The 12,818-nt window shown below is 59.7% G+C and carries 12 protein-coding genes and 1 pseudogene; 11 read left to right on the top strand and 2 right to left on the bottom strand.

Going from position 1 to position 12,818, the window contains the following annotated elements; translation table 11 throughout:
* Window positions 1-410: pseudogene (locus A2Z13_08750) on the bottom strand (hypothetical protein).
* Between the two features lie 346 nt (window positions 411-756).
* On the opposite strand from A2Z13_08750, the gene A2Z13_08755 reads away from it, so the two are divergent.
* The 8 genes from A2Z13_08755 (at window position 757) to A2Z13_08790 (ending at window position 6,718) form a co-directional block, all read left to right on the top strand.
* Window positions 757-2,388 carry an NAD-dependent malic enzyme gene (locus A2Z13_08755; protein OGP78453.1) on the top strand — a complete coding sequence of 544 codons (1,632 nt, stop codon included), beginning with the start codon at window positions 757-759 and terminating at the stop codon, window positions 2,386-2,388.
* Window positions 2,389-2,614: 226 nt separating this feature from the next.
* Window positions 2,615-3,202, top strand: a complete 588-nt coding sequence (locus A2Z13_08760) for a hypothetical protein (GenBank protein OGP78454.1) — start codon at window positions 2,615-2,617, stop codon at window positions 3,200-3,202.
* Window positions 3,203-3,762: 560 nt separating this feature from the next.
* Window positions 3,763-4,047, top strand: a complete 285-nt coding sequence (locus A2Z13_08765; GenBank protein OGP78455.1) for an AbrB family transcriptional regulator — start codon at window positions 3,763-3,765, stop codon at window positions 4,045-4,047.
* 15 nt (window positions 4,048-4,062) lie between these two features.
* Entirely contained in the window at window positions 4,063-4,890 is an 828-nt protein-coding gene (locus A2Z13_08770) for an arsenite S-adenosylmethyltransferase (GenBank protein ID OGP78456.1), read from the top strand.
* A gap of 246 nt (window positions 4,891-5,136) precedes the next feature.
* Complete coding sequence (locus A2Z13_08775; protein ID OGP78464.1) at window positions 5,137-5,754, top strand: hypothetical protein; 618 nt, start codon at window positions 5,137-5,139, stop codon at window positions 5,752-5,754.
* A gap of 66 nt (window positions 5,755-5,820) precedes the next feature.
* Window positions 5,821-6,078, top strand: coding sequence for a hypothetical protein (locus tag A2Z13_08780; GenBank protein OGP78457.1), 258 nt, complete (start codon window positions 5,821-5,823; stop codon window positions 6,076-6,078).
* Between the two features lie 60 nt (window positions 6,079-6,138).
* A complete protein-coding gene (locus A2Z13_08785; protein OGP78458.1) occupies window positions 6,139-6,378 on the top strand; it encodes a hypothetical protein in 240 nt (79 codons plus the stop codon).
* A 22-nt stretch (window positions 6,379-6,400) separates the two neighbouring features.
* Entirely contained in the window at window positions 6,401-6,718 is a 318-nt protein-coding gene (locus A2Z13_08790; protein ID OGP78459.1) for a hypothetical protein, read from the top strand.
* A 42-nt stretch (window positions 6,719-6,760) separates the two neighbouring features.
* Here the strand turns inward: A2Z13_08790 and A2Z13_08795 are convergent, their stop codons facing one another.
* Complete coding sequence (locus tag A2Z13_08795; protein ID OGP78460.1) at window positions 6,761-7,663, bottom strand: hypothetical protein; 903 nt, start codon at window positions 7,661-7,663, stop codon at window positions 6,761-6,763.
* Between the two features lie 452 nt (window positions 7,664-8,115).
* Here A2Z13_08795 and A2Z13_08800 point away from each other — a divergent pair, with 452 nt between their 5' ends.
* The 3 genes from A2Z13_08800 (at window position 8,116) to A2Z13_08810 (ending at window position 12,380) form a co-directional block, all read left to right on the top strand.
* Window positions 8,116-8,835: a hypothetical protein gene (locus A2Z13_08800; GenBank protein ID OGP78461.1), complete on the top strand. Its 720-nt coding sequence runs from the start codon at window positions 8,116-8,118 to the stop codon at window positions 8,833-8,835.
* 174 nt (window positions 8,836-9,009) lie between these two features.
* Entirely contained in the window at window positions 9,010-10,095 is a 1,086-nt protein-coding gene (locus A2Z13_08805) for a hypothetical protein (protein OGP78462.1), read from the top strand.
* Window positions 10,096-10,187: 92 nt separating this feature from the next.
* Window positions 10,188-12,380, top strand: a complete 2,193-nt coding sequence (locus A2Z13_08810) for a hypothetical protein (protein ID OGP78463.1) — start codon at window positions 10,188-10,190, stop codon at window positions 12,378-12,380.
* Window positions 12,381-12,818 lie beyond the last annotated feature (438 nt).

A 12,818-nucleotide genomic window follows, 5' to 3' on the forward strand; every position in this document is an offset into this window, starting at 1 on the left:
ATTTCCTGCGCCCGCTTGGCCTGCGTGATATCGGATAGGTAGTGGATCGCCCCGACGACCTTCCCGTCCCCGTCGAACAGGGGATCCCCGGCCACCCGGATCCAGAGCCCGCGGTCGGGAATCTCGATCTCGATCGTCTCGCGCCGGCGGGTTGCCTTCAGTTTTTGGAGGAGACAGAAATCGGGAGGCTTCGCGGAGTCGAGAACCAGCTTGTGGCAGGTCCGGCCGATGATATCTCCCCGTGGGCGGCCAAGGAAGGCGGCCATTGCGCGGTTGACCCATTCGAAGCGATGGTGTTCGTCCATGATCGCCACCGCGTCGGGCATCTCGTCGAAGATCTTCTCCCAGTCGAGCCGGGGAAATCCCTTATCGGATACGGTATCGAAAATGACGTCCCCCCCTATTTGCAAGCCTCGAAATCTTTTCGGCATTTCCGAGGGGCAACTTTAACCATTGTCGACAGGAAGATGCGTCTTCTAATGGATCGACGTTATTCACCCATTTACTATCTGTTTCCGAAAAAATAAAACCCGGCGTGCTCTTAGGGTAATAATCTACTGGACATCTCCATCGGATTTTGGATGGGTAAGCCTCACGGTCGGCCCGATATTTCGGTTCTCTCCTCTTCAGGGATCCCTTATCATTAGGGCATGGAAATATGCAGAGTTCCGGCGATGTTTCCCGGAATGAGGTTTTTAACCCGGTGATCGGACACCTTGCCAAGAACCCCTGATTGACCCGTCAAGGAGTGAACTCATGCCTGCCCAAGTCTCTCTTCATGACAAACGCGGCGGTGATCTGCTGCACGATCCGGTGTTGAACAAGGGCACGGCCTTCACCGAGGCGGAGCGCGATGCATTGGGCCTGCGCGGCCTTCTGCCACCGCGTGTGTCCACGCAGGAGACGCAAGTGATGCGCGTGCTGGAAAACGTCCGCCGCAAGACCACCGACATCGAGAAGTATATCTATCTGGTCTCTCTGCAGGACCGCAACGAGAACTTGTTCTTCCGGGTGGTCATGGACAACCTCGACGAGATGATGCCGATCATCTACACGCCGACGGTCGGCCAGGGCTGTCAGGAATTCGGCCACATATTCCGCCGCCCGCGCGGGTTGTATGTTTCGTTCAAGGACCGCGGGCGCGTCCGGAAGATTCTGCGGAATTGGCCGTACCGTGAGGTCCGCATGATCGTCGTCACCGACGGCGAACGGATCCTCGGCCTCGGCGACCTCGGTGCGAACGGCATGGGCATCCCGGTGGGCAAGCTCTCGTTGTACACCGTCTGCGCGGGCATCCACCCCACGCAATGTCTGCCGGTCACGCTGGATGTCGGCACGAATAACGAGACGTTGCTCAAGGACCCGCTCTACATCGGGCTGCCGGAAAGGCGGTTGCGCGGTGCGGCGTACGACGAGCTGGTGGACGAATTTTTCACCGGCGTTCAGGAGATCTTCCCGAATGCCTGCATTCAGCTCGAGGACTTCGGCAACACGAATGCCTTCCGGCTGTTGCATCGTTACAGGAACCGCGCCTGCACGTTCGACGACGACATCCAGGGCACCGCGGGTGTTACGTTGGCGGGGCTGTACGCGGCCCTGCGCATCACCGGCAATAAACTGACCGATCAGAAGTTCCTGTTCCTCGGCGCGGGCGAGGCCGGCATCGGCATCGGCGACCTGATCGTGACCGGGCTAATGAGGGAGGGGATGTCGGAGGCAGAAGCCAAACTCAAGTGCTGGTTCGTGGACTCGAAGGGCCTCGTCGTCAAGAGCCGCACGGACCTCGTTGAGCACAAGCGGCCCTATGCGCACGACGGTGTCCCCGTATCAGATTTCCTGGCGGCCGTCGAATCCCTCGCGCCCACCGCCATCATCGGAGTCTCCGGCATGCCGCGCACGTTCACAAAGCCGGTCATCGAGGCAATGGCGCGCCTGAACCGGCGCCCGATCATCTTTGCCCTCTCGAACCCCACTTCGAAGTCGGAGTGCACGGCGGAGGAGGCCTATGCCTGCTCGGGGGGGCGCGCTATCTTTGCGAGCGGTAGCCCGTTCCCGCCGGTTACCTACGGCGGAAAGATCTTCGTGCCCGGGCAAGGCAACAACGCATACATCTTCCCGGGAGTAGGCCTGGGCGTGATCGCCAGCGAAGCCGCGCGCGTGACTGACGAGATGTTCTTCGTGGCCGCAAAGACGCTGGCGGACCTTGTCACGGAAGACGATCTTTCGCAAGGCCGGATCTATCCCAGCCTGAAACGGATCCGGGAAGTCTCCGCCGCCATCGCCACAGACGTGGCGAACCTGGCCTTCCAGCGCGGCCTGACAACGATAAGCCGGCCTGCCAATCTGGCAGCGCACGTCAAAGCGCAGATGTACGAGCCGACATATTAGGAGGGACAAAGAAGATCGACTATATCGGCGACGAAGGGTTCTCGCAGGGACCGTCCCCCCCTCAAATCGGTCCGAGGTGTGCGAATGCTATTCGGATTTTGGGGTGGAAAAGGGGTTTCGTGGAGAGGGTATTGCTTGATTCTTCCCGATAGGAAGGAGTACATTTCCCATGTCGTTGCATTCCGTTCTATGCTCGGGAAATCTCCCAGGAGGAGGGAAAACCGTCATGAAAAGAATTCTTTCTGTCACCGCGGTCGTGCTGGTTGCCTTTGTGCTCGGGGCGTGCTCCGGTGCGAAAGTCCCCGCCGAGCAGGCGATCAAGGCGGCGGAAGAGGCCCTGAACGCGTCGAAGGCCGAAGCCATGAAGTACGTCCCGGATCAGTACAAGAGCGTGGAAGACTCCCTGAAAGCGGCGAAGGACAACTTCGCCAAGGGGGATTACACAGGGGCCACTTCCGCCGCGACGAGCGTAGCTGCCAAGGCGAAGGACCTCGTTGCGGCCGCAGTCGCCAAGAAGAACGAACTGATGAAGAGTTGGGAGGAGCAGAGCGCCGGGCTGCCGAACCTGATCGCCGACATCAAGAGCCGCATCGCCGCCTTGTCCAAGAAGCTTCCGAAGAACCTGGACAAGGCGAAATTCGAAAGCGCGAAGAGCGGCCTCGACGAAGTCAGCAAGGCGTGGGACGAGGCGAGCCAGGCGTTCAAGGAAGGGAGCCTCGCCGACGCGTTGGCAAAAGCGAAGAACGCAAAAGCGAAGGCCACCGAGATCATGTCCACCCTCGGGATGAAGGTCGCCCAGGCGGGAAAGGGCTGAACCGAAGGGCAAGGGCGTTCGGAGACGGTCAGGATCCATCGGGGGCGTTGTTTCCGCAAAGGAGACAGCGCCTCTGATGCGTCGAGTCTGCTGGAGGCAGATGCCGTTGGGCGAAAGAAGAGCAACGCTATTCGGATCCTCGTGAGCATCACCCCATCTTTGGTTCAACCCGAGGTTTAAAAAATCCCCTCCTTCATGTTCGACGTCTGGATCACGCTTGTGTTCGGTGTGATCGGATACCTGATGCGCAAGCTCGCCTTCCCCATCGCGCCCATGGTATTAGCGACCGTCCTCGCCCTCCTCTCGATCATCAGGGGGGTCTGGATCCAGGTCCGTACACATGCTCCCGAGATCGCCATCGAAGAGAGCGACGACGGACCGCTGTGTTCGGCATCGCAAGATGTGGGAATCGGGTTGAGAGGGAGTTACGGTACGGGTCGGGCCTGCAGAGGAGTGGAATCCCGGGGCTTGACAGGCGAAGCAGAATATGTAGGATATTCAGTGTATGCTGGAATATCAGCACTAGGGGCATGCCCCCATCACGGGAGCGAGGAGGGGAGATGGAGAAGAAGACAAAAGGCGCTTCCTGTTGCGGGCCGTCGGGGAAAAGCTTCGCCGGCTGCCGGGTCGAATCCCTCATTACGGTCGACGACCGCGGGCAGATGGTGCTCCCCAAGGATCTGCGGGACAGGGCGGGCATCAAGGGCGGCGACAAGCTTGCGGTGATCGGATGGGAGAAGGAGGGGAAGGTGTGCTGTCTCTCGCTGATCAAGGTGGAGGAGCTCAGCACGATGGTCAAGGGAGTGCTCGGCCCCCTCATGGGCGACCTGCTCCCGAAGGGGTAAAGGAGGAAGGAGATCATGGAAGAGAGCAAGATCCGTAAGTATGTGCGGGACCGGTACGCCGGCATCGCACGGCAGGGATCTTCCTGCTGCGGCCCGGAGACTTCCTGTGGGTGCACCGTTACGCCGGAAGATGCAAGCCAGAGGATCGGCTATTCGGAGGAAGAGCTCAAGGCGGTCCCGCCGGGATCCAACCTGGGCCTGGGATGCGGCAATCCAATCGCTTTGGCCTCCCTCAAGGAAGGGGAGACGGTCCTGGACCTGGGCTCGGGGGCGGGCTTCGACTGCTTCTTGGCGGCCCGCGAGGTCGGCCCGTCAGGGCGTGTGATCGGCGTGGACATGACCCCGGAAATGGTCGGGAAGGCCCGGGAGAACGCCCGAAAAGGCAACTATGAAAATGTCGAGCTCCGGCTTGGGGAGATCGAGAACCTGCCCGCAGCCGACGGTTCCGTGGATGCCGTCATCTCCAACTGCGTCATCAACCTTTCCACGGACAAGGAAAGGGTCTTCGCAGAGGCGTACCGGGTGCTCAAGCCGGGGGGGAGGGTCATGATCTCGGACATCGTGCTTTCGCGGGATCTTCCGGAGGCCCTGGCCGGGTCGCTTGCTGCGTACGCCGGCTGCATCGCTGGGGCTGTCAGGAAAGACGATTACATACGGCTCTTGGAAAAGGCGGGGTTCCGGGATGTACGGGTCGTCCAGGAGAGTCCGTTCGAGGTCGGGGTGGACGAGGCGGATACCTATGTAAAAACCATTGCCGAGAATTTCCATGTCCCCGTGGAAGCGGTGCGGGAGGCGGCCGGGACGATCCTGAGCATATCCGTCTTTGGCGCAAAACCGGCGTAGCCGGTTGGAGAATGAACGTACCGGCTACATCCGACAGTCACTTGCAGGAGCGTACCCATGCTATGAAATGCGCCCTGCGTGGCGGGGATGAGCGTGCGTGTTTCGGGAGCGTCTGGGGTTCGGCGGATTGGCAGGAGGGAGTATCGGCGCTTCTTGCGAAAAGAACGCCGCGATTCGGACAACCAGGAGGTGAGGCACGTGATTTCGCCGGACGAATTAAAACGAATAGGGCTGCAGAACGTGGAAATCGCTGCTGCTGATGTCAGGACGGACGATAAGGGATCTTTCCTGGAGATCTACGAGAAATTCCATCCGGGGATCCTTCGATTCCTGTCACGCCTCCTGGGTGAGAATGATGCGGAAGAGGTGGCTCAAGAGGTTTTCCTCAGGGTGGATCGGGGCCTTGAGGGCTTCCGGGGGGACTCCGCCATCGGGACCTGGATTTACAGGATAGCCCGGAACGCCGCACTCGACCACCTCCGCGGCAGGCCGGCGTGGCACAAGGGCGTGCCCGGGTTCCAGGCACACGGATCAGACGAGGACCCAACGGATGTTTGCTCTCGACTACCGGACGAACAGGCATCCATCGAGCGGTACCTGATCGGGAAAGAGATGAGCGAATGCATCCGGGGGCGAGTCGAGACCCTTTCGGAGCCCTACCGGCAAGTCTTGGCATTAAGTGAACTGGCCGGGATGACAAATGCCGAGATCGCCTCCGCGCTCGGGACGAGCGAGGGGGCGGTCAAGATCCGCCTGCATCGGGCAAGGGCCAGACTTCGAGAAGACCTGGGCACCCACTGCACCATGTACCGCGACGAGCGCGATGAACTGGCCTGCGAGCCGAGGAGCGCTCGCCGGAAATAGTCACCTGTATCCTTTTCCGGCCTCCATCCGTCTATAGAACCAAAAAACCAGGGAGGTCATAAGCTCATGAAGCTCGACAACAAGACAAAGGAACTCATCGCCGTGGGGGCGTCGGTGACCGCCAACTGTCAGCCCTGCCTGCAGTACCATGCGGCAAAGGCGCTCGAATTCGGAGCGGATGCGGAGGAAGTCGCTGTGGCGATCGAGGTCGGGAAGCAGGTCCGTAAAGGCGCGTCGGCCAAGATGGACAGCTTTGCGGCGTTCCTCAAGGATGTGGCCCCTGCTCCAGCTGGAGCGAAAGATTCGATCTGCTGCGGCCAGTAGGGTCATCACGTTCAAGAGGCCCTTGCGGAATGGTCCATATGCGAGAGGGAGGTGTTGACGATGAGTCCGTGGTGTACCGGTTTTCTCCCCGTTCTTGTGTGCATCGCGTTTGCGTTGTTGGCCTGCTTCCTCGTTTCCAGATTCCTGTGTAGGGAGTACAGCTGCGGCGTGGGAGGAAGGCACGGGAGGAGCATTCCCGGGGAATCCCCCCAAGACCTCCTCAAAGCGCGGTATGCGAAAGGCGAGATTGGCCGGGAAGAGTTTGAGCGGATGAAGCAGGAGATCCGGGAAGAGAAATGATGCCGTTGCCGGAGGCAAGAGTATGGAGTCTCCGTACGGCGACTTCGGCCCGTTGCGGTCGGTGGCGGTGTCCCCGGATTGGCGCCGGCGGGGGATCGGAAATGCGCTCACGGAGCGCCTCCTCGCCCTTGTGCGGGTCATGGGTTTTGATGCGGTTTACCTGCTGACGACCACCACGCAGACCTATTTCGCGGGGAGGGGTTTCCGGCGCGTCGCCAGGGAGGATGTCCCGGGCGAGATCCGGGCGTCGGTCGAGTTCGCGAGCGCTTGTCCGACGTCCGCCATCTGCATGTTCAGGGAACTCGCATTGCAGGGAGACTCCCCGGGTTCCACGAGGTAAGAGGAGAGAGGGAGGGGTCGATCCCGATCTTCTCGAAGCGTCTCAATTGCCGATCATGACGCTGCTTCCGGACTTCGGATCGAAAAAGTAACTGGTATTTCCGTCCCCGCCGATGTACCCTCCCGCCGTCGATCGCTGATAGGCGCCGCCCTTGCCGCGGCTGAACTGGAAGATATTGCAGACGGGCGCCGGGTTGCCTTCCACGCCGGCATTGCCGTTGCTGTCGATCCACCAGCGTCCGCGCATCACCGGCACGGAAAGCTGCTGCAGGCCCAGCACGTCCTGCATCGGCAGCTCGCGGCCGTTGATGAATACCCCGGTGTCGCCGCGCGAGGCGTCGGCGCGCAGTCGCCCGCCGAGATTCAAGCCGGGCAAGGTGAATCCGAGGGTCGGGCCCCCTTCGACTCCCCACCCGCCCGAGACCCTGTCATACCAGTAGTCTCCGGGGGGAATCCGCATGCGGTAATCCCGCTCGATCTTGCGGATCTGATTTTCGCTGATGGTGGTGCGATTGATGCGGATCTGCTGCGCCGGAGCGGGACGGGCAGTTGCCGCCGGGGGAGCCTTGCCCGCGGCCGGACCCACTACCTTGCCGGCCCGGGACGACTTCCCCGCCGCTGGCGCCCGGGGACCGCCCTCCCGGGTCAGCGCGTAGGACTCGTCTTCCATCGCAAAGGTCAGCGTCGTGCCGTCGAAGGTGGCACGGAACCGGACGTTTTCGTCGTCCATCGTGAAACTGCCGAGGAGCGCGCCTGCCTTCTCCCGCGCGGTGAAAGGGAATACCTCGCCGCGGACCAGGATGGATCCCGCGCACTCTCCAGCCCCCTTGTCGAGGATTTCGATAACCATCCGATCGTTCCGGTAGGTTCCCGCGTACGGACTGGTGGAGGCGGCCATTGCGCCGGAGGATATCAGGAGCAACCCGGCCAGAACGAGCGTTCTCATGACAGGACCTCCCTTCGGTCGGCCGTTGTGTTTCGGGGCCTGATCAACCGGTCCAACACCACCGACCCCGCTGCATAGCTCGCGGCTTCTTCAGGCATCCTTTCACCCTCAGTATATTCACCACGGAATGGGAGGCAACCCAAACCGCGCGCACGTCGATCGTCGAGGAGAGATGGTGGCGGTGGAGGTAGTCCGGCTCCCGTTCGTCCTGCTGCGGTCCGTAGAAATGGGCGAGCTGATAGAAGCGCAGCGGACTGCAAATCCCTTGCAAAAAACTCGCTTTTCGGGGGTGAAAAAGGGGGTTCGCAGAGGAGCGGTTGACGCGGAATTTCCTTTACAGTAGGATGACTTGCCTCACGGACGCGCCCTTAGCGGGAGCTGGATAGAGCACTTGTTGACCGATAACCCATCCGCAGCCGTGCTCATAACGCCGATACGAGGATGCATACGCATTGAAAGTGAAGACTGTCTTCCATTGGATATTCGCCGGTGTGGTCACGGTGGTTCTCTTCCCCCCATTCATTTTTCTGGGTTTCCTCCAGTCGGGACTGACCCGTAAACGGCGTCTTTTCCGCCCTCTTGCGAAAATCTACTCGAAGGTCTTATTCGCCGCGTTCCGGGTGCGAGTCGTCCACCGCGGGTTCGAACAGATCGATCCGCAATGTTCGTACGTGTTCATGCCCAACCACACTTCCATTGCGGACCCCCTCTCACTGGCGATCACCATACCCCAGCCGTGCCACGTCGTATTCAAGAAGGAGCTTGCCCGGATTCCTGTTTTCGGCTGGGCGCTGCTGTCCCTCGGGCAGATCATGGTGGACCGGGAGAACACGGAGCAGGCCAGGGCCTCCCTTGCCGAGGCGGTCTCGGGGCTCTCTGGAAACAACTCCATCCTGATCTTCCCGGAAGGGAAGGTCAGCCACGACGGGCAACTTCTGCCGTTGAAGAAGGGAGGCTTTCACCTTGCGATCCAGACGGGTCTCCCGATCGTCCCTGTCCGGATTGAAGGCGCCCGGAAGGTCTGCCCGCCCGGCGGATCGGGGGTCTTCCATAAAGGAGTGATTTCGGTCCAGGTATTCCCGCCGTTGAAGGTTTGCGGAAAGACGGAAGCGGATGTACCCGCCTTGATGGAGAAGGTGCGCGGCTGCCTCACCCTCGATGGGCCAGGCTGAGCTCAAAGAGGTTGGGCCGGACGGAGAATCATGCCCCCGCAGTGACCTGCCCCCCTTTAAACGAGGAGGGATCGTACCGAAAGACGGGAGAAACCCATGGAATACTCCATGCCTCTTTTCCGGCCGCGGCGAGCCGTAGCCCAATTTCCCCAGCAATAAGAAGGAGATTTCGCAATGTGTCGCTCCGCGGTTCTTATCGTATTGTTCATGCTGATAGCGATCCCATACGGCTGCGGCTCAGCTATCGCCGCGCCATCGACATCGGCGCAGGACTCTCTGAGGTTCACGCGGCTGAGCGTTAAAGACCCCGGCATCAACAACATCGAAGCCGTCAGCATCCTTATCCCGGCCGGGTGGAAGGCCGAAGGCGGTATGCAGTGGTTCCCCGATTACAGCATCTTGGCCAACCTGCTCATGCGCATCAGCGACCCGCAGACCGGCGCCGCGATCGAATTCCTACCCATCCAGAACTTCACCTGGCTGACGCAGATGGTCGTGCAGATGCAGCCCGGCACAAACTATCTCGGCAACATCCTCTGGCAGCCGATCGCAGACGTGTCCCAGTTCATCCAGATCTTCTACATGCCCAAGACGCTGCGTCATCTCCAGGGCGCCCGGGTAGTCGCCCGGGATGACCTGCCCAAGCTCGCCGCCGAGGTGGCGCGTTCCTTCGGCGGTCAGTCCACCGTAAAGTCCGCGCGCATCCGCTACGAGTACCAGCTGGGCGGCCGGCCATGGGAGGAATCCGTCTACTGCACGCTCGTCTACACGAACTGGAAGATGGGGACCTTCTGGTCGGTGCACTCGGCCTACTCGTTCCGCGCCCCCAAGGGACAGCTGGATCGCCTGACCCCCCTGATGAACACGACAGTAAGCTCGGCGCGGCTCAGCCCGGAGTGGTATGGTGGGTACATGTACGTTCAGAAGCTCTTTCAGGATCGGATGAACCAGAGCATCAAGAACGCGGCTGCGATCAGTGCGACGATCACGCGCAACAGCGAGGAGATTCGCCGGATGTTTAGCGAATCGTATCGTCAGAGGACGGAATCGCAGGATCGCATCAGCCGGAGCTACAGCGAGTACATCCGCGGCGTGGAGACTTACCGTAATCCTTATGAGGACCGGCCAATCCAGCTCCCCTCCGGCTACAACGGCGTGTGGGTAAACCGCTTCGGGGAATATCTTCTATCGAACCAGTCTGGATTCAATCCGAACGAGAGCTCGACCACCGAGTGGCGACGCATGGAAAGAAAACCGTAGCAGGTCTCACCTCCCCGGTGAACCGGGAAAGATCCTGTAAAGTACGGTTAGACTTCAAACCTCGTGCAAACAACGGGCTATTGGAGGCCGCGATGAAATGGCGACTTCTGACCGGCAAGAAAAAGATTCCTTCGGAGCCGAACGAGAAAAAATTACGCGTCCCATTCCGTATCGCGATGTCCACCGTTTTCGTGGTACTTCTCGTCGGTACCGTCGCCATGAGCGGGATTCTTTCCTACCTCAACCTCCGAAAAACCGCGGAAGATCTCTCTTCACAGGTCCTCGACCAGACATCCTCCCGCATTGAGCTGTGGGTCAAGAATCTCCTTTCCAAAGCCAATGATCAAAATCAGCTGAACCGCTCCATGCTCAGCGTCATCAAACTGGGTCCCGAAACCTTTACCAGGCTGGGTTCCTACTGGCGACGGGTCATGGAGACACAACCGTACTTTACCTTCCTTTCCGTGAGGCTGGAGACCGGGAGTTCGCTTTCCATCGAACGGATGAAAGAGGGGAAGCTCACCATCCGGGAAAGTCAATTCGATCGGGCAAACAACACTCTCAGGCATTTCGATTACTGGCCCGATGACCATCGAGAGGGGAGGCCTTATAACAAAACAACGAGAAACCTTCCTCCCGGATGGTCCGCTCCTTCCTGGTATTTGAAGGCCACGGAGGCAAGGAATCCCATTTGGATAGAGGCACGCACCATCCGCAAAGGCGCGGAGACCGTTGCGGGTGTTTCCTATGCCGCACCCTTTTACGGGCCGGAGGGGGAGCAGCGGGGGGTCACGACCGTGGATTTCGACATCTTTGCCATATCGAAATTCCTTGCGGACACCCCCGTGGGAAAGAAAGGGTTTGCGTTCCTCATTGAAAAGCCGTTGAAGGGGGAGCCGCGCATCATCGCGCACCCGACCCCGGAAATCCTCACCGGGACCGTCGTCAATGAGCGGGGAGCGACGCAATATGTGTTTGTACCTTTCCGAAAACTCAGCGATGAGCGGGTCGCCCGCTTCATGGAATATTTTTCCCGGAACGACCCTGAAACCGAGGGCGATGGTTTCCGGATATTTCGCTTCAGCGCGGGAGGGACCGACTATTTCGGCAGTTATCGGAAGATGACCGGCAAAGAGATGCCTGGCTGGATCATCGCCTCGATCATCCCCCGGAAGGAGATCATGGGGTTGGTGGACCGAAACAACATGGAAACCCTAGTGACCGGCATTGTGGCCTTCTTTCTCATCCTGCTTGCGAGCGCGTGGATCTCCGGCCGCATCTCAAAGCCCCTGCAGGAAATCGCTTGCGAATCGGAGGCCATCGGCCGTTTTGAGTTGAATGAACGCCTCCTCGGACATTCGATGATCAAAGAAGTGGATCAGCTCATGGTGGCCACCGACGATATGAAAAGAGGCCTGCGGTCTTTCGGGAAGTATGTGCCGTCCGATCTGGTCCGGGAAATCCTGGCTTCCGGCGAGGAAGCGGAGCTTGGGGGCAATAGGGCAAACCTCACCGTTTTCTTTTCCGATATCGAAGGATTTACTCCGATCGCGGAGCAACTCTCCCCCGAAGCCCTCGTGGATCAGCTCGCCGAATACCTGGGAGAGATGAACCAGCAGATCTGCCTGGAAAAGGGTACGGTCGACAAGTTCATAGGGGATAGCATCATGGCCTTCTGGGGGGCTCCGGCGCCTAACGCAGAGCATGCGTTGGCGGCGTGCCGTGCGGCCCTCCTCTGTCAGGAGCGGCTCATCGTGCTCAGGCAGAAGTGGAAGGCCGAGGGAAAGCCGCTTTTCGCCCACCGCATCGGCCTGAACACCGGCGAGGTCATTGTGGGCAACATGGGAAGTTCGAACCGCCTGAACTACACCGTCGTCGGGGACCCCGTCAATACGGCGAGCCGCCTCGAGGGCATTAACAAGTATTACGGGTCGCATATCATCATCGGTCAAAGCACCCATGATTTGGTGAAAGACCATTTCGTGACCCGTCCGCTCGATCTGCTATCGGTAAAAGGGAAGAAGACCGGGATCAAGATTTACGAGCTCATGGGGGGCGTAAGGACTTCCGAGGAGAAAAAAATCCGCATCGCGGAATTTACCGCTGAAGCCTTTGAAGCCTACCTCTCCAAGTGTTGGGATGAGGCCATAAAATATTATGAAAAGGTTCTTCTACTGAATTCCGGAGATCAGGCGGCCAGTCTCATGCTGGCACGAAGCAAGCGGTACCGGGAAGGTCATCTGCCCGGCGACTGGAACGGGATCCACCATCTCGAGTACGAATAGAGGAAAAACCCCTTGTCGGCTCCCTTGTTCCCGTCTGGTAATTGGATCCCGGGAAAGAACGGGAATAGATCGGGCGCTGGGATCTCCCCCCCTCAAATCGGTCCGAGATGTGGAGATGTTTTTCAGACCGATTCGAGATGGGGGGGGAAGGTTTGATGGGGAGAGTCGAAACGGACTGCAAACCCCGTGCAACAACTGCCACTTGAAGAGAAAGATGGAGTACTCTGTTCTAAGATACGGGATCGACTTGGCGGTGCGAGCCGCGACGTGGGGTCGAATCCCACCCCCTCCGCCATCCTCCGTTTCACGTGCTCTATCCGGTGCTCCCTGTTACAATTGGGTGGGATCGAAACCGGGGGGTGTCTCGTGGGCATTCTGCAAGGCAGGAAAGGGCTGATCCTCGGCGTCGCCAACGAGAAATCCATCGCATGGGGCGTG

The organism is Deltaproteobacteria bacterium RBG_16_64_85, assembly GCA_001798885.1.
GTDB lineage: Bacteria > Desulfobacterota > Deferrimicrobia > Deferrimicrobiales > Deferrimicrobiaceae > FEB-35.